The organism is Salipiger sp. D13 (genome assembly GCF_003703915.1).
In the GTDB taxonomy this organism is placed as follows: Bacteria; Pseudomonadota; Alphaproteobacteria; order Rhodobacterales; family Rhodobacteraceae; genus Salipiger; species Salipiger profundus.
Window position 1 is genome coordinate 87831 of sequence record NZ_ML112599.1, and the last position, 15317, is coordinate 103147.

Consider the following 15317-nt stretch of genomic DNA (forward strand, 5'->3'; position numbering starts at 1 on the left):
AATGACGCTGCCGGATCGCAAAGCGCCGCGAGGGGGCGTTGAACAATCCGCGCCGGGGCGGCATTAGGGTCGAAACGGCCCCGACAGGAGATCCCAGCCCATGCGCGACCCCGCGAGCCTCGAAGACATGACGGCGCTGCGCGCCGAGATCGACGCGACCGACCGCGAGCTCAGCGCGCTCATGGCGCACCGGGCGCGGCTGATCGCCCGCGCGGCAGAGCTGAAGGCCGGCAACGGCTGGCCGGCCCGCATCACCGATCGTGTCGACGAGGTCATCGCCAACGCCCGCGCCAACGCCGAGCGCGACGGCTGGGATCCGGCGCTGGCCGAACTCGTCTGGCAGGAACTGGTGGAATGGTCGATCCGGCGCGAGCAGAGCGCGCTCGGTCGCGAGTAGAGGCCCGAACAAAGGAGAGCCCCATGGCGGCAAGCATCATCGACGGCAAGGCCTTTGCGGCCAGTGTGCGGGAAAAGGTGGCAGCGCATGTGGCGCGGCTGAAGGACGAGCACGGCATCACGCCGGGGCTTGCCGTGGTGCTGGTGGGCGAGGACCCCGCGAGCCAGGTCTACGTCCGCAACAAGGGCAAGCAGACCGTCGAATGCGGCATGCAGAGCTTCGAGCACAAGCTGCCTGCCGACACGCCCGAGGCGGACCTGCTGGCGCTCGTGGAGCGGCTGAATGCCGATCCTGCGGTGCATGGCATCCTCGTGCAGCTGCCGCTGCCCGACCACATGAACGAGGACGCGGTCATCAACGCGATCGACCCGGCCAAGGACGTCGATGGCTTCCACATCTCCAACGTCGGTCTTCTGGGCACCGGTCAGAAGAGCATGGTGCCCTGCACGCCGCTCGGCTGCCTGATGATGCTTCGCGACCAGCTCGGCTCGCTCAGCGGTCTGGATGCGGTGGTGATCGGGCGCAGCAACATCGTCGGCAAGCCGATGGCGCAGCTCCTGCTCGGGGAAAGCTGCACCGTGACCATCGCGCATTCGCGCACGAAGGATCTTCCGGCGGTGGTGCGCCGGGCCGACATCGTGGTGGCGGCGGTGGGTCGTCCGCAGATGGTGCCGGGCGACTGGATCAAGCCGGGCGCGACGGTGATCGACGTCGGCATCAACCGCATCCCCGCCCCCGAGAAGGGCGAGGGCAAGACGCGGCTCGTGGGCGACGTCGATTTCGACAGCTGCGCCGACGTCGCCGGGGCGATCACGCCGGTGCCGGGGGGCGTCGGGCCGATGACCATCGCCTGCCTGCTCGCCAACACGGTGACCGCCTGCGCCCGTGCCAACGGCCTGCCCGAGCCCGAGGGCCTCACGGTCTGAGACCACTCTCGGGGTGGGGGAGCCCCGCCCCGAAACGCATGGCGCTTGAAAACGGGTCTGGGGTGCGCCCCGTGTCGGCCCCTCGGGCGCTCGGGGTTGACCATCTGCATCCTCTCCCTGCCGGAGGTGGCCAAGCGCGCCGGCAGGGCATCGGCGTTCCGCCGTAGGGTGGGTTTGCAACCCACCACCCCCCCCCACGGGGCCCCCGTGCGCTTCAGATCGGGATCATCGTTCCGGTGAGCAGCGCCGCGTGAACCTCCTCCTCGCCGGTGACCGCGAAGACATCCGCCGTGACGATCACCAGCCGCCGGCCGGGCTTGACCACCCGGCCCCGGGCCACCAGCCGCTCCCCCGTCGCGGGCGCGAGCAGGTGGATCTTCATCTCGGCGGTCACGACCTCTTTGCCCTCGGGCATCACCGAGAGCGCCGAATAGCCCGCCGAGCTGTCTCCCACGGCAAAGGCCAGCGCCGCGTGGGCGTAGCCGTGCTGCTGCATGAGATCCGGGCGTATGGCGGCCTCGATGGACACGGCGCCGGGCGCGACCGTCACGAGGCGCGCGCCGAGCGTCGTCATCATCGACTGGCGGTCAAAGCTCTCGCGGATGCGGTGTTCGATGTCCATGCCGCCCACTCAGCCACGCGCCGGCCCCGCTGGCAAGCTCAACCGCGCGGCATCGGGATGGCGACGGGCGAGGGGCCGGTCAGGATCGCCCGCGCGCCGGTCTCCATCAGCTCGCAGAGCGTGGCGCTGTCGCAGCGCAGCCCGCCGGTATAGGCGCCATACGCAGGCAGGATGAGTCGCGCCGCATCGACGAGGAAACAGGGCCGCGACAGGCTGCGCCCGCGCAGCTTCAGCCGCGCCTTGGGGTGGTAGTGCCCCGAGACCTCGGCCCGCGCGCCGTCGGTCGCGATGTGTCGGAAGGTCAGCGGCCCGACGATCAGCTCGGCCAGATGCGTGCCGCCCAGCGTCACCGGGCCGGGATCGTGGTTGCCCTCGATCCAGATCCAGTCGCGTCCGGCCTGCAGGCGGGCGATCCACAGCCGATCGTCCTCGGGCAGGGCACGGTCGATGCTGGCGGCGTCGAAACTGTCGCCAAGACAGATCACCCGTTCCGCCCCGGTCGTCTCGAGGTCGGTCTCGAGCCGCAGCAGGGTCTCGCGTGTTTCGTAGGGCGGCAGCGCCGCGCCGCCGACCGCCGAGAGCCGCGCCGCCTTGCCGAAATGCAGGTCGGAGACGACCAGAAGCCGCTCGTCGGGCCAGTGCAGCGCGCCCGAGGGCAGGGCCGAAAGCGCGGCGCCGCAGAACGTGAAACCGTGGGTGTTCATGGGACGTTCCCTTGCCGCATCTCCGGGGGAGGGGCAAGGGGAGAGCTCCGACGGGTCAGTCGGATGACAGAAGCTTGAGGAACGACCGGATCAGCCACCACCACACCAAGAGACCAAGAACAAGTCCGGGCGCAATCCACCAGCCCCGTGAGAAACGTCTTTTCGGCGGTCTCGGCATGTCTCGCACTCTTCAGCTTCAGCCACGCTAAGCACATGACATGCCCGGAACAAGTTATGATCACCTAGGGTTGTGATCTCTGGAACCTTTCGCCCTTTCGCCGTGAATTTGTGCAAGCCCCGAGGCTTCGAGCAGCTGCGTGACCTCCTCCTGGATGAGCCGTTCGTCGGCAGAGCCCGCGATCGGCACCCGGCCGGGCTCGAGGAAAAGCGGGGCCGACAGCGGTGACACCCGCGACAGTCGCAGCAGGTCGATGCGGTCACCGACCCGGGCGCACATCTCGCGGATGCGCGAGAAATCCACGAGGCCGCGCATCGCCTCTTCGCGGGTGATGTCGAGCAGCAGATGGCCGGGGTCGTATTTCACCAGCGTGTCGTAGAGAATGTCCGAGGACATCGTCGCCTGTCGTCCGGTCTTGCGCTGGCCGCCGGTGTTGCGCTCGATGAGGCCGGCAATGGTCGCCGAGGCGCGGAAGGTGCGCTTCATCACCGCGTTGCCGGTGAGCCACGTCTCGAGCCCCGCCTCGAGCTTTTCCAGGTCGAACAGCGGCGCCGGGTCGATCAAAGCGTCGAGCCCCCAGATCAGCACGGCATAGTCGCTGGCGACGAAGCCCATGGGGGCGAGCCCCTCTTCCTCCATCCGCTTGGTCAGCAGCAGCCCGAGGGTCTGCATGGCGTTGCGCCCGGCGAAGCCGTAGACGACGAGCTGTTCGCGCCCGTCGTGCGGGAAGCTTTCGATCAGGAGTCGACCGGGCTGCGGCAGCCGCGAGACCTCGCGTTGCAGCGCCAGCCATTCGGCGGTGTGGTCGGGCAGGCCGGGCCAGCTGTCCTGCCGGAACATCTCGACGATCCGGGCAGAGAGCTGGGTCGAGGTGGCGAACTTGGTGCCCATGAAGGTGGCGATCTTGGGCTTGCGGGCGGCGTCGCGGCTGACCTCGACGATCATCTCGCGCAGGCCCTCGTAGCGGACGATCTGGCCGCCGATCAGGAAGGTGTCGCCGCGCGTGAGCTGCGCCGCGAAGCCCTCTTCGATCTCGCCCAGCGGTGCACCACCACGGCCGCGCCAGCGGACCTTGAGCGTGTCGGTATCCTGGATGGTGCCGATGTTCTGGCGGATGCGCACCGCCGAGCGCGGATCGCGCAGCTGCCACTGGCCGTCGGGGCGCTGCTGCAGCCGCTGCCAGCGGTCGTAGGCGCGCAGCGCGTAGCCGCCGGTAGCGCAGAATTCGAGACAGGCATCGAACTCGGCCCGGCTCAGGTCGGCGTAGGCGCCCGCCGTGGTCATCTCGGCGTAAAGCGCATCGGCCTCGAACGGCCCGGCACAGGCGGCAATCAGGATGTGCTGGCAGAGCACGTCGCGCGGCCCCCGCCCGCGCCACTCGCCATCGAGATCGCGCGCCCGCACCGCCTCCAGCGCGGCGACGCATTCGACCACTTCGAAGCGGTTGGCGGGCACCAGCAGCGCCTTCGACGGCGCGTTGTAGCGGTGGTTCGCGCGCCCGATGCGTTGCACGAGCCGCTTCACGTTTTTCGGCGCGCCGATCTGGATGACGAGATCGACGTCGCCCCAGTCGATGCCGAGGTCGAGCGACCCGGTGCAGACGATGGCCCGCAGGTCACCGCGCACCATCGCAGCCTCGACCTTCTCGCGTTGCCCCCGGTCGAGCGAGCCGTGGTGGATACCGATCGGCAGCGCCTCCTCGTTGGCGAGCCACAGCCGGTGGAAGAACAGTTCCGCCTGCGCGCGGGTGTTGTGGAAGATCAGCGTCGTGCGGTGGCGCTTCACCTCCTCCAGCACCGCCGGAATGGCATAGGCCGCGCCGCCGCCGGACCACGGCGGCGCTTCGTCCGTCACCAGCATCGAGATGTCCGGCTCCGGCCCGGGGTCGGCCTCGACGATCTCGCAGGGGTCGGGATGATGCGCCAGCAGCCCGGCGATGGCCTGCGGGTCCTCGACCGTGGCCGAGAGGCCGACCCGCCGCAGGTCCGGGCACATCGCCTGAAGCCGCGCCAGCGACAGCATGAGCTGATCGCCCCGCTTGCTTTCCGCCAGCGCGTGTATCTCGTCCACCACCACCCGCTGCAACCCCGCGAAGATGCGGGGTGCGTCCTCGTAGGAGGTGAGCAGCGCCAGCGACTCGGGCGTGGTGAGCAGGATGTGCGGCGGGTCGGCGCGCTGCCGGCGCTTGCGCGATGACGGTGTGTCGCCGGTGCGGTCCTCGACCCGGATCGGCAGCCCGGCCTCCTCGATGGGGGTCATCAGGTTGCGGCGGATGTCGGCGGCCAGCGCCTTGAGCGGCGAGATGTAGAGCGTGTGCAACCCGGCGCGCGGCGCTTCCCCCAGTTCCGCGAGCGTAGGAAGGAAGCCTGCCAGGGTCTTGCCGCCGCCGGTTGGCGCGATGAGCATCAGGCAGGCGGCGGCGCTGCGCTCGAGCATGTCGCGCTGGTGCGGGTGCATCTGCCAGCCGCGCGTGTCGAGCCACTGCTGAAGGGGGGCGGGAAGCTCTGTCATGCTGCCACAGATAGGGCGCGCCGGCGCGATGCGAAACGGCAAGCGGCCGCGAAGATGCATCATGGGCGCGCGGCGCGGAGCCCGTGTGCGGCGGCGCATGCGCCCGGGGCTGGCCTTTCGTGCACCGATTGCTAGGTTCGTGCCCGAACAGGAAAATCGGAGCCGCAGGAATGACCGAAGAGTATACCCCCCCGAAAGTCTGGACTTGGGACCAGCCGAGCGGCGGCAAGTGGGCCTCGCTCAACCGCCCCGTCGCCGGCCCGACCCACGACAAGGAGCTGCCGGTCGGCAAGCATCCGTTCCAGCTCTACAGCCTCGCCACGCCCAACGGGCAGAAGGTCACGATCCTCTTCGAAGAGTTGCTGGCGGCAGGGCATGACGCCGAGTACGACGCCTGGCTCATCAACATCGGAGAGGGCGACCAGTTCGGCTCGGGCTTCGTCGACGTGAACCCGAACTCCAAGATCCCCGCCCTGATGGACCGCTCGGGCGACACGCCTGTCCGCGTGTTCGAATCGGGCGCCATCCTCATGCACCTCGCCGAGAAGTTCGGTGCCTTCCTCACCGGACCGGAGCAGCGGGCCGAGATGCTGTCCTGGCTGTTCTGGCAGATGGGCAGCGCGCCCTACCTCGGTGGAGGCTTCGGCCACTTCTACGCCTACGCGCCCTACAAGATGCAGTATCCCATCGACCGGTTCACCATGGAGGTGAAACGCCAGCTCGACGTGCTCGACCGGCACCTCTCCGAGAACCGCTACATGGTGGGCGACACCTACACCATCGCCGACATGGCGATCTGGCCCTGGTATGGCCGCACCGTGATGGGCGAATCCTACGACGCGGGCGAGTTCCTCGACGTGAAGACCTACAAGAACGTCATTCGCTGGACCGAGGAGATCGCAGCGCGCCCGGCGGTGCAGCGCGGTCGCATCGTCAACAAGGTCTCCGGCGAGCCGCACGAGCAACTCCACGAGCGTCACGACGCCGGCGACTTCGATACGAAGACGCAGGACAAGATCGGCTGACCCCCGTCCCGGTGGCCCGCCTGGCGGCGCTGCCGGATGCCTCCGGCGGAGGTATTTGTGAAGAGAAGAAGCCGGGACGCACCGCGCTCCGGGTCTTCTTCTCTTTGAAAATACCGCGGGGGAGCGCGCAGCGCGGGGGCAGAGCCCCCATTCCGACGTCACCAACCCTTGCCACGCATGGACAAGCCGACATTGCAGCTTATAGTGCGCCCTTCTTTCAGATGAGGGCGGAACATGGCGGAAGACGCGGTCAAGGTCGGGATCATCATGGGCAGCCAGTCGGACTGGCCAACGATGGAGGAAGCGGCGCGGGTGCTAGACGAGCTCGGCGTGGCCTACGAGGTCAAGATCGTCTCGGCCCACCGCACACCCGACCGGCTCTGGTCCTATGGCAAGACAGCGGCCGAGCGCGGTCTCCAGGCGATCATCGCCGGCGCCGGCGGTGCGGCGCATCTGCCCGGCATGATGGCGTCGAAGACCCGCGTGCCGGTGCTCGGTGTGCCGGTGCAGACGCGGGCGCTCTCCGGCGTGGACAGCCTCTACTCCATCGTGCAGATGCCGCGCGGCTTTCCCGTCGGCACCATGGCCATCGGCGGGGCCGGTGCGACCAACGCGGGGCTCATGGCGGCAGGTATCCTCGCGTTGCAGGATCCCGCGCTGGCCGAGCGTCTCGATGCCTGGCGCGAGGCACTGTCGGCCTCGATCCCCGACGAGCCGCAGCGCGACTGATCCGTCACTGACCGCTTGCGGGCGGCGGCGTTTCGCGGGACAAGACCCCGAGACAGCACAGCGCGGAGGCAGACATGACCGACCCACTTCCCCAGGGCGCAACCATCGGCATTCTCGGCGGCGGCCAGCTCGGCCGGATGCTCTCGGTCGCGGCCAGCAGGCTGGGCCTGCGCTGCCATGTCTTCGAGCCGGGCGCCGAGCCGCCGGCAGGCCACGTTGCCGACGCGGTGACCACGGCAGGCTACGACGACACCGCCGCGCTTGAGGCGTTTGCCGCCTCGGTCGACGTCATCACCTACGAGTTCGAGAACATCCCGACCGAGGCACTCGATGTCCTTCAGGCCCTGCGGCCCATTCGCCCCGGGCGCGAGGCGCTGCGGGTGAGCCAGGATCGGCTGACGGAAAAGACCTTCCTCACGGACCTCGGCCTGCGCACTGCGCCCTTCGCCGACATCACCGATGCCGCCAGCCTGAAGCAGGCGCTCGAGGTCATCGGCGCGCCCGCGATCCTCAAGACCCGGCGCTTCGGCTACGACGGCAAGGGGCAGGCGCGGATCTCCTCGCCTGACGAGGCCGAGACCGCGCTCGCCGAGATGAACGGTGCTCCGGCGATCCTCGAAGGCTTCGTCGAGTTCTCCTGCGAGGTCTCGGTCATCGCCGCGCGCAGCGCCGACGGGTCTGTGGCCTGCTTCGATCCGGGCGAGAACATCCACCGCGAAGGCATCCTCCGCACCACGACCGTGCCGGCGCGTCTCAGTGCCTCGCAGCGCACCGACGCCGTGCTGCTGGCGGCGCAGATCCTCAACGCGCTGAACTACGTCGGCGTCATGGGGGTCGAACTCTTCGTGACGCCGCAGGGCCTCCTGGTAAACGAGATCGCGCCTCGGGTGCACAACTCCGGCCACTGGACCCAGAACGGTTGCACCATCGATCAGTTCGAGCAGCACATCCGCGCGGTGGCCAACTGGCCGCTCGGGGACGGCAGCCGCTACGCCGACGTGCAGATGGAAAACCTGATCGGCGATGATCTCGACAAGCTTCCGGAGCTCGCCAAGGAAAGCGACGTCGCCATCCATCTCTACGGCAAGGCGGCGGTCAAGCCGGGCCGCAAGATGGGCCACGTCAATCGCATCATTCGCGGCTGAGCCTGCCACTCGAGGCTTCCTGTCGGGAAAATCCGCCAGCGGACCTCGGGCCGGCCCACGCCCTGGGTGTCATCGCGGGTGCCGAGCGATTTACCAAGGGTTTCTCCGGCCTCTCGTCCAACAGGCCGCTGCAAAAAATCGCTCCTCCAGCCCGTCGCAAGGGAGTGTCCGGACGGGAACAGGCGCACCGAAGAACCAAGACGCCGCCACTGCCCCGGTCTTCTTCTGGCTGGAAATATCCCGGGGAGCGCGAGGGGCTGGCCCCTCGCTCCCGCCCTCACCACGCGCACGGCGCCAGGATCACGCGCCACCCAACACCCAAGGACCAGTCCCGACGCGTAAAGCCCCAGGTTGACCGTTGTCAGGCGCGCCCCGCCGTAGGGTGGGTTTTCACCCCATCACGCCCTCGAGCCGGACGGCCGTCAGAACAACCGCGCCGCGACCTCGCCCGAGAGCCATGCCACCTGTCCCGCGGCGATGGTCATCACGATGCGTCGCGTTGCCCGGTCCATCACCACGAGATCGGCACGCAGACCCGGCTCAAGCCGGCCACGGTCCAGCAGACCCAGCATCCGCGCCGGGCCCTCCGAAACCAGCCGCCAGGCCGTCGCCTCGTCGAGCAGCCCCAGCTCGACGCAGCGCCACGCGGCCCTTGCCGGCGCCGGGTAATGGTAGTCCGAGGCCAGCGCGTCGCAGAGCCCGGCGGCGATCAGCTCGGCGGCCGCGACGTTGCCCGCGTGGCTCGCCCCGCGCACCACATTGGGCGCGCCGAGCACCACCGAGTCGCCGCCCGCCCGCGCGGCCTCGGCCGCCTCCGGCGTCTCCGGAAACTCCGACACGCGCACCCCGCGCGCGCGCCAGGCGGCCCGCCCTTCGGCGCTGCGGTCGTCATGGCTGCCCATCGCGACGCCACGTGCGGCCAGCCGCGCGCAGAGCGCGTCGATCGCCTCGGGGACCTCCTCGGTGCGCGCATGCAGCGCCTGCATCAGCGCGAGATGGGTCTCGGGGGATCGACCGGACTTCAGCGCCTGCCCGGTCAGCCGGGGCGGCTTGCGCCCGGCGGCGAGGCGCTCGTGCGGCAGATGATCGTTGAACACCACGTAACCGATCCCCCAGCGCGCGACCGCCGCCTCGGCGCGTTCGAAGGCCTCGAGGAAATGCGTCTCGAGCCGCAACTGCAGCCGCAGGTCCACGGGGACGGTGGGGGCCACCGCCGCGACGGCGGCAAAGACTTCCTCGGCGAACTCGGGCCCGCGCATGCCGCCTTCCCAGGACCAGAACTGCGCCAGCGTCGCCGTGGTGATGCCGTTGGCGGCAAGCTCGGCTGCGCAGGCCACCATGCCCGCGTCGCGCTCGCGCAGCGCGCCCCGGCGCGGTGCCATGTGGCGCTCGAAACCGTCGCCGTGGGTGTCGACGATGCCCGGCAGGACGTCGTATCCCGCAAGGTCCACCCGGCGGCCCGCCGCGTCGTCAAGGATCAGCCCGCCACCGATGGACAGCGGGCCGTCGTCCCAGCCCGAAGGGCGCAGGACGCGGGCATTCTCGAAGGTGAGCGCGATCATCTGGGCCTCCATCTCGCGGTGCCGGGCGCGCCCGCAGATACGGGCTTTTCGGCGCTGCCGAAAGGTGCAAATCTCGCGCCATGTCCTCACCACGCCTCGCCGCCCGCGCCGTCATCCTGCACGAAAACCGCCTGCTGCTCGTCAATGCCTGGCCGGGGCATCGCAGTGACCTGTGGTGCGCGCCCGGTGGCGGGGTCGAGCCCGGCGCCTCGCTGCCCGACAACCTCGCCCGCGAGGTGCACGAGGAAACCGGCCTCACCGTCGCCGTGGGCGCGCCCTGCCTCGTCAACGAATACCACGACCCCGGAAGCGGCTTTCACCAGGTTGAGATCTTCTTTCGCTGCACCCTGACCGAAGGCGCGCTCTCAGAGGACTGGCGCGATCCCGAGGGCGTCGTCCACACCCGCCGCTTCGTCAGCAGGTCCGAGATGGCCGAGCTGCGCTTCAAGCCCGACAGCCTGCCGCAGGTCGCCTGGGAAAATGGGCCGGGCTACGATCCGCTCGAACTGCTGGCCCGGTGAGCCGCGATCCCGCTGGACCGTCGCCGCGCTGCCGCATAGGCTCTGCCGCATGCTGTCCTACGCGCTGAAACGATTGGGCATTCTCGCCGCGAGCCTGCTGCTCGCCTCGCTGGTCATCTTCGCGGTGGTCGAGGTGGCACCGGGCGATCCCGCGCGGTTCATGCTGGGCATCAACGCCCGCCCCGACACCGTCGCCGCGCTGCGCAGCGAGCTTGGGCTCGATCTCGCCCTGCACGATCGGTACCTCGCGTGGATCACCGGCATGCTGAAGGGCGACTTCGGCACCTCCTACACCTATCGGGCGCCGGTCGCGCAGATGGTCTCCGAGCGGCTCCAGGTCTCGTTGCCGCTGGCCCTCTACGCGCTGGTGCTGACGGCGCTGGTGGCCTTCCCGGCCGGCATCTATGCCGCCGCCCGGCGCGGCCGGGCCGGCGACATCGGCGTGATGGGCGCGACCCAGCTCGGCGTCGCGGTACCGAACTTCTGGTTCGCCATGCTGCTGGTGCTGCTCTTCGCGCTGAAGCTCGGCTGGTTCGGGGCCGGCGGCTTCCCCGGCTGGGAACGGCCGCTCGTGGCACTCAAGGCGCTCACCCTGCCGGCCGTGGCGCTGGCGCTGCCGCAGGCGGCGATCCTCGCGCGGATCATGCGTTCCGCGCTGATCGACATCCTGCACGAGGACTTCATCCGCACCGCGCGCGCCAAGGGGCTCACCCGCCGCCAGGCGCTCTGGCGGCACGGGGTGCGCAACGCGCTGATCCCGGTGCTGACCATCCTCGGGCTGCAGTTCTCCTTCCTGCTCGCGGGCGCGATCATCATCGAGCAGGTGTTCTTCCTGCCCGGCCTCGGGCGGCTGATCTTCCAGGCTATCACCCAGCGAGACCTGATCGTCGTCGAGTCGGTTGTCATGCTGCTGGTCTTCGCGGTCATCGCGGTCAACTTCCTCACCGATCTCGCCTATGCCGCCGTCGACCCGCGGCTGCGCCGTGCGAGGCGCACATGAGCCGCAACCTCCTCTTCGGAAGCCTGCTCACCGCGCTCGTGCTCGGCGCCGCGCTGCTGGGCCTCGGTTGGACACCCCACGCCACCGACACGGTGACCATCGCCGAGCGGCTGCAGCCCCCTTCGGCCGCCCACTGGCTCGGCACCGATCACTTCGGCCGCGACATGCTCAGCCTGCTGATGGTCGGCGCGCGCACCTCGCTTGCCGTGGCGCTGGTGGCCGTCGGCATCGGCATGGGGGTGGGCGTGCCGCTGGGGCTTGCCGCCGCCGCCCGCCACGGCGGCTGGCTCGACGAGCTCATTATGCGCGGCAACGACCTCGTCTTCGCCTTCCCGAGCCTCGTCATCGCGATCCTGATCACCGCCATCCTCGGACCCGGCGCCACCAACGCCATCATCGCCATCGGCATCTTCAACATCCCGGTCTTCGCCCGGCTCGCGCGCGCCGGCGCGCTGCCGCTCTGGACCCGCGAGTTCGTCCTCGCCGCCCGCGTCGCCGGCAAGTCCGCGCCGCGCATCAGCGCCGAGCACATCCTGCCCAATATCGCCAACCTGCTGATCGTGCAGGGCACCATCCAGTTCTCGCTCGGCATCCTCGCCGAGGCGGGCCTGTCCTACGTGGGGCTCGGCGCGCAGCCGCCGCTGCCCTCCTGGGGCAGGATGCTGGCCGACGCACAGACCATGGTGGCCCTCGCGCCACACGTGGCAATCATCCCGGGCCTCGCCATCGTGCTCACCGTGCTGGGCCTGAACCTGCTCGGCGACGGGCTGCGCGACCGGCTCGACCCCCGCCTGAAGGCCGGGCGCGCATGAGCGCTTCTTCTCTTTCCAAATACCTCGGGGAGCGCGAGGGGCAGCGCCCCTCGCCCCCCTCGGACCGGGCGCAGCCCGGTTCGAAACCGCTGCTCGACATCCGCGCCCTGTCGCTTGCCATCGGCGACCGGACGATCCTCGACCGGGTCTCGCTGACCATCGCGCCGGGCGAGATCGTCGCGCTGACCGGCGAGAGCGGCTCGGGGAAATCCATGACCGCGCTCGCCACCATCGGCCTGCTGCCGGCCGAGGCACGGCTCTCCGGCCAGCTCCTGCTCGAGGGAACCGACCTCGCGCAGCTGTCCGAGGCGCAGCTCTGCGGGCTGCGCGGGCGCGAGATCGGCATGGTCTTCCAGGAGCCGATGACCGCGCTGAATCCGCTGCAACGCATTGGCGCGCAGGTGGCCGAAACACTGCGCATTCACCGCGCCGCCTCGCGGGCCGAGGCGAACCGTCGCGCCGCCGATCTGCTGGCCCGCGTCGGTCTCGATCCCGACCGCGTGCCGCCCTCGCGCTATCCGCACGAGCTGTCCGGCGGGCAGCGGCAGCGGGTGGTGATCGCCATGGCCATCGCGCTCGGGCCGCGGCTGCTCGTCGCCGACGAGCCGACCACCGCGCTCGACGTCACCACGCAGGCGCAGATCCTCGAGCTGCTGCGCGACCTCGTGCGCGAGGAGGGCATGGCGCTGATGATGATCACCCACGATCTCGCCGTGGTCTCGCGCCTCGCCGACCGCATCGCGGTGATGAAGGACGGCGCCATCGTCGAGCAGGGGACCACGGCCACGCTGTTCGAGACCATGGCGCATCCCTACACCCGTGCGCTCTTCGAGGCGTCGCGACACCGCGCCGCCCTGCCGCCGGCCCGCGCCGAGGGGCCGCTGCTGTCGGTCGAGGACGTCGTGCGCAGCCACCCGCTGCCGCGCCGCGCGCTCTTCGCCCCGCGCGAGACCCAGCGCGCCGTCGACGGGGTGAGCTTCGAAATCCGGCGCGGCGAGCGGGTGGGGCTCGTGGGCGAGTCGGGCTGCGGCAAGTCCACGCTCGCCCGCGCGATCCTCGGGCTGGAGGGCGTGCAGGGCGGGCGCATCACCCTCGACGGGCGGCCGGTGGCCTCGCACGGGCGGCCCGACCCGGAGGTGCGGCGGCGGGTGCAGGTGGTGTTCCAGGACCCCTACGGCTCGTTCAACCCGCGTCACCGCGTGGGCCGGCTCGTCGCCGAGCCCTTCCACCTGTTGCCCGATCCGCCGCGCGCCGCCGCGCGCGAGGCCGCCGTGGCCGAGGCGCTGACCGCCGTCGGCCTGCACCCGGCCGACGCCGAGCGGCACATCCACGCCTTCTCGGGCGGTCAGCGCCAGCGCATCGCCATTGCCCGGGCGCTCATCATCCGCCCCGAACTGGTGATCTTCGACGAGGCGGTCTCGGCGCTCGACGTTCGGGTGCGGGCGCAGATCCTCGACCTGATCGCGCGGCTCTCGGGCGAATACGGCCTCGGCTACCTGTTCATCTCGCACGACCTGAGCGTGGTGCGCGGCATCACCGACCGGGTGCTGGTGATGCGCTCGGGCCGGATCGTCGAGGCCGGCGCGACCGACGCGGTGTTTGACAAACCGCGGCATGCCTATACCAAATCACTCCTGGCTGCCGCACCGTCCCTGCCGCGGCCATCGGGAGGAGGAGAGGACCATGCCGGAGCGTCTGGCGCGTGACAGCGCGCGCATGCTCATCGGCGGCCACTGGCGCGAGAGCGCCGACACGTTGCCGCTGGTGAACCCTTCGACGGGAGAGGAGATCGGCCGCATCGCGCGCGGCACCCCCGAGGACATCGACGCCGCCGTCGCCGCCGCCGAGGCGGCGCTCGAGGGCGCGTGGGGTCGGCTGACGGCGGCGGAGCGCGGGCGCCTGCTGGCCCGCATCGGCGCTCTGGTGCTCGACCACGTCGACGAGCTCGCACGGCTCGAGGCGACCGACGTGGGCAAGCCGCTGACCCAGGCCCGCGCCGATGCCGTGGCGCTGGCGCGCTACTGCGAGTTCTATGGCGGCGCCGCCGACAAGGTGCATGGCGAGACCATTCCCTATCTCGACGGCTACACCGTCTACACCCTGCGCGAGCCGCACGGGGTCACCGGCCATATCGTGCCGTGGAATTACCCGATGCAGATCATCGGCCGCTCGGTCGGCGCGGCTCTGGCGATGGGCAACGCCTGCGTGCTGAAGCCTGCCGAGGATGCCTGCCTGACCGCTCTGGCCTTCGCCGAGCTGGCGCAGGAGGCCGGCCTGCCGGCGGGCGCGCTGAACGTGGTGCCGGGCCTCGGTGCCGAAGCCGGGGCGGCGCTCGCGGCGCATCCGGGCATCCGGCATGTCAGCTTCACCGGCTCGGTCGGCACCGGCGCGGCGGTGCAGCAGGCGGCGGGGGCCAACGTGGTGCCGGTAACGCTCGAGCTTGGCGGCAAGTCGCCGCAGATCGTCTTCGCCGACGCCGATCTCGACGCGGCGCTGCCGTTCCTCGTGAACGCCGGGCTGCAGAACGCCGGGCAGACCTGCTCGGCCTCGTCGCGCATCCTCGTCGAGCGGTCCGTGCTCGACGAGGCCTGCGCGCGCATGGCCGAGGCCTATTCTGCCAAGGTGGTCGGCCCGGCGATGGACGACCGCGATGTCGGCCCGCTGATCAACGCGACGCAGAGGGCCCGGGTCGAGGGGTTCCTCGCGCAGGGCGCCGACCTGCCGCTGCTCGCCCGCGCGCGGCTTGCCGACGACCTGCCCGAGGGCGGCACCTACGTGCAGCCGACGCTTTTCGGGCCGGTGCCGCCCGATCACGTTCTGGCGCAGGACGAGGTCTTCGGCCCGGTGCAGGTGGTCATTCCGTTCGACACCGAGGACGAGGCCGTGCGCATCGCCAACGGCACCGACTACGGGCTCGTGGCGAGCGTCTGGACCCGCGACGGCGCGCGCCAGATGCGGCTGGCGAAGAAGATCCGCGCGGGGCAGGTGTTTCTCAACAACTACGGTGCCGGGGGTGGGGTGGAGCTGCCCTTCGGCGGTGTCGGCAAGTCGGGCCACGGCCGCGAGAAGGGCTTCGAGGCGCTCTACGGCTTCTCGGTGGTCAAGACCGTGGCGGCACGGCACGGCTGAGGCCTGCGTGGGCGGCGACCGGTCCCGGACGACGGGCCCGGAGGTGTCCGGAAGAA

General features: G+C 70.3%; 14 protein-coding genes. 10 read left to right on the forward strand and 4 right to left on the reverse strand.

The window, feature by feature from the left end:
- Nucleotides 1-100 precede the first annotated feature (100 nt).
- Both D6860_RS14145 and folD read left to right on the forward strand, forming a co-directional pair.
- The gene (locus tag D6860_RS14145; protein WP_017469527.1) at nt 101-397 is read left to right on the forward strand and encodes a chorismate mutase; all 297 of its coding nucleotides are present in this window, start codon (nt 101-103) and stop codon (nt 395-397) included.
- Nucleotides 398-420: 23 nt separating this feature from the next.
- On the forward strand, nt 421-1323 hold the full coding sequence (folD, locus tag D6860_RS14150; protein ID WP_076622709.1) for a bifunctional methylenetetrahydrofolate dehydrogenase/methenyltetrahydrofolate cyclohydrolase FolD: 903 nt from the start codon (nt 421-423) through the stop codon (nt 1321-1323).
- Nucleotides 1324-1537: 214 nt separating this feature from the next.
- On the opposite strand, the gene D6860_RS14155 is transcribed toward folD, so the two are convergent.
- From D6860_RS14155 to D6860_RS14165, 3 genes are all read right to left on the reverse strand, one after another.
- Nucleotides 1538-1945 (reverse strand): PaaI family thioesterase, encoded by a 408-nt coding sequence (locus tag D6860_RS14155; RefSeq protein WP_076622708.1) that lies wholly within the window; start codon nt 1943-1945, stop codon nt 1538-1540.
- A gap of 38 nt (nt 1946-1983) precedes the next feature.
- Nucleotides 1984-2649, reverse strand: a complete 666-nt coding sequence (pdeM, locus tag D6860_RS14160) for a ligase-associated DNA damage response endonuclease PdeM (protein ID WP_076622707.1) — start codon at nt 2647-2649, stop codon at nt 1984-1986.
- Between the two features lie 238 nt (nt 2650-2887).
- Nucleotides 2888-5338 carry a ligase-associated DNA damage response DEXH box helicase gene (locus tag D6860_RS14165; protein ID WP_076625274.1) on the reverse strand — a complete coding sequence of 817 codons (2451 nt, stop codon included), beginning with the start codon at nt 5336-5338 and terminating at the stop codon, nt 2888-2890.
- Between the two features lie 170 nt (nt 5339-5508).
- Between D6860_RS14165 and yghU the strand changes: the two genes are divergently transcribed.
- The 3 genes from yghU (at nt 5509) to D6860_RS14180 (ending at nt 8237) form a co-directional block, all read left to right on the forward strand.
- Nucleotides 5509-6363: a glutathione-dependent disulfide-bond oxidoreductase gene (gene yghU / locus D6860_RS14170; RefSeq protein WP_076622706.1), complete on the forward strand. Its 855-nt coding sequence runs from the start codon at nt 5509-5511 to the stop codon at nt 6361-6363.
- A 234-nt stretch (nt 6364-6597) separates the two neighbouring features.
- Nucleotides 6598-7092, forward strand: a complete 495-nt coding sequence (gene purE / locus D6860_RS14175; protein WP_017470218.1) for a 5-(carboxyamino)imidazole ribonucleotide mutase — start codon at nt 6598-6600, stop codon at nt 7090-7092.
- A 74-nt stretch (nt 7093-7166) separates the two neighbouring features.
- On the forward strand, nt 7167-8237 hold the full coding sequence (locus D6860_RS14180; RefSeq protein WP_076622705.1) for a 5-(carboxyamino)imidazole ribonucleotide synthase: 1071 nt from the start codon (nt 7167-7169) through the stop codon (nt 8235-8237).
- A 422-nt stretch (nt 8238-8659) separates the two neighbouring features.
- On the opposite strand, the gene D6860_RS14185 is transcribed toward D6860_RS14180, so the two are convergent.
- Entirely contained in the window at nt 8660-9799 is a 1140-nt protein-coding gene (locus D6860_RS14185; RefSeq protein WP_076625273.1) for an alpha-D-ribose 1-methylphosphonate 5-triphosphate diphosphatase, read from the reverse strand.
- Between the two features lie 80 nt (nt 9800-9879).
- Between D6860_RS14185 and D6860_RS14190 the strand changes: the two genes are divergently transcribed.
- From D6860_RS14190 to D6860_RS14210, 5 genes are read left to right on the forward strand one after another with little or no spacing between them, the layout of a single operon-like run.
- Nucleotides 9880-10320: an NUDIX domain-containing protein gene (locus D6860_RS14190; RefSeq protein WP_017469428.1), complete on the forward strand. Its 441-nt coding sequence runs from the start codon at nt 9880-9882 to the stop codon at nt 10318-10320.
- Between the two features lie 49 nt (nt 10321-10369).
- A complete protein-coding gene (locus D6860_RS14195; protein WP_076622704.1) occupies nt 10370-11320 on the forward strand; it encodes an ABC transporter permease in 951 nt (316 codons plus the stop codon).
- Nucleotides 11317-12132 carry an ABC transporter permease gene (locus D6860_RS14200; RefSeq protein WP_076622703.1) on the forward strand — a complete coding sequence of 272 codons (816 nt, stop codon included), beginning with the start codon at nt 11317-11319 and terminating at the stop codon, nt 12130-12132. The genes D6860_RS14195 and D6860_RS14200 overlap by 4 nt, the downstream gene beginning before the upstream one ends.
- On the forward strand, nt 12129-13838 hold the full coding sequence (locus tag D6860_RS14205; protein ID WP_083697758.1) for an ABC transporter ATP-binding protein: 1710 nt from the start codon (nt 12129-12131) through the stop codon (nt 13836-13838). The genes D6860_RS14200 and D6860_RS14205 overlap by 4 nt, the downstream gene beginning before the upstream one ends.
- Nucleotides 13816-15261: an aldehyde dehydrogenase family protein gene (locus D6860_RS14210; protein WP_076622702.1), complete on the forward strand. Its 1446-nt coding sequence runs from the start codon at nt 13816-13818 to the stop codon at nt 15259-15261. Before D6860_RS14205 ends, D6860_RS14210 begins: the two co-directional genes overlap by 23 nt.
- Nucleotides 15262-15317 lie beyond the last annotated feature (56 nt).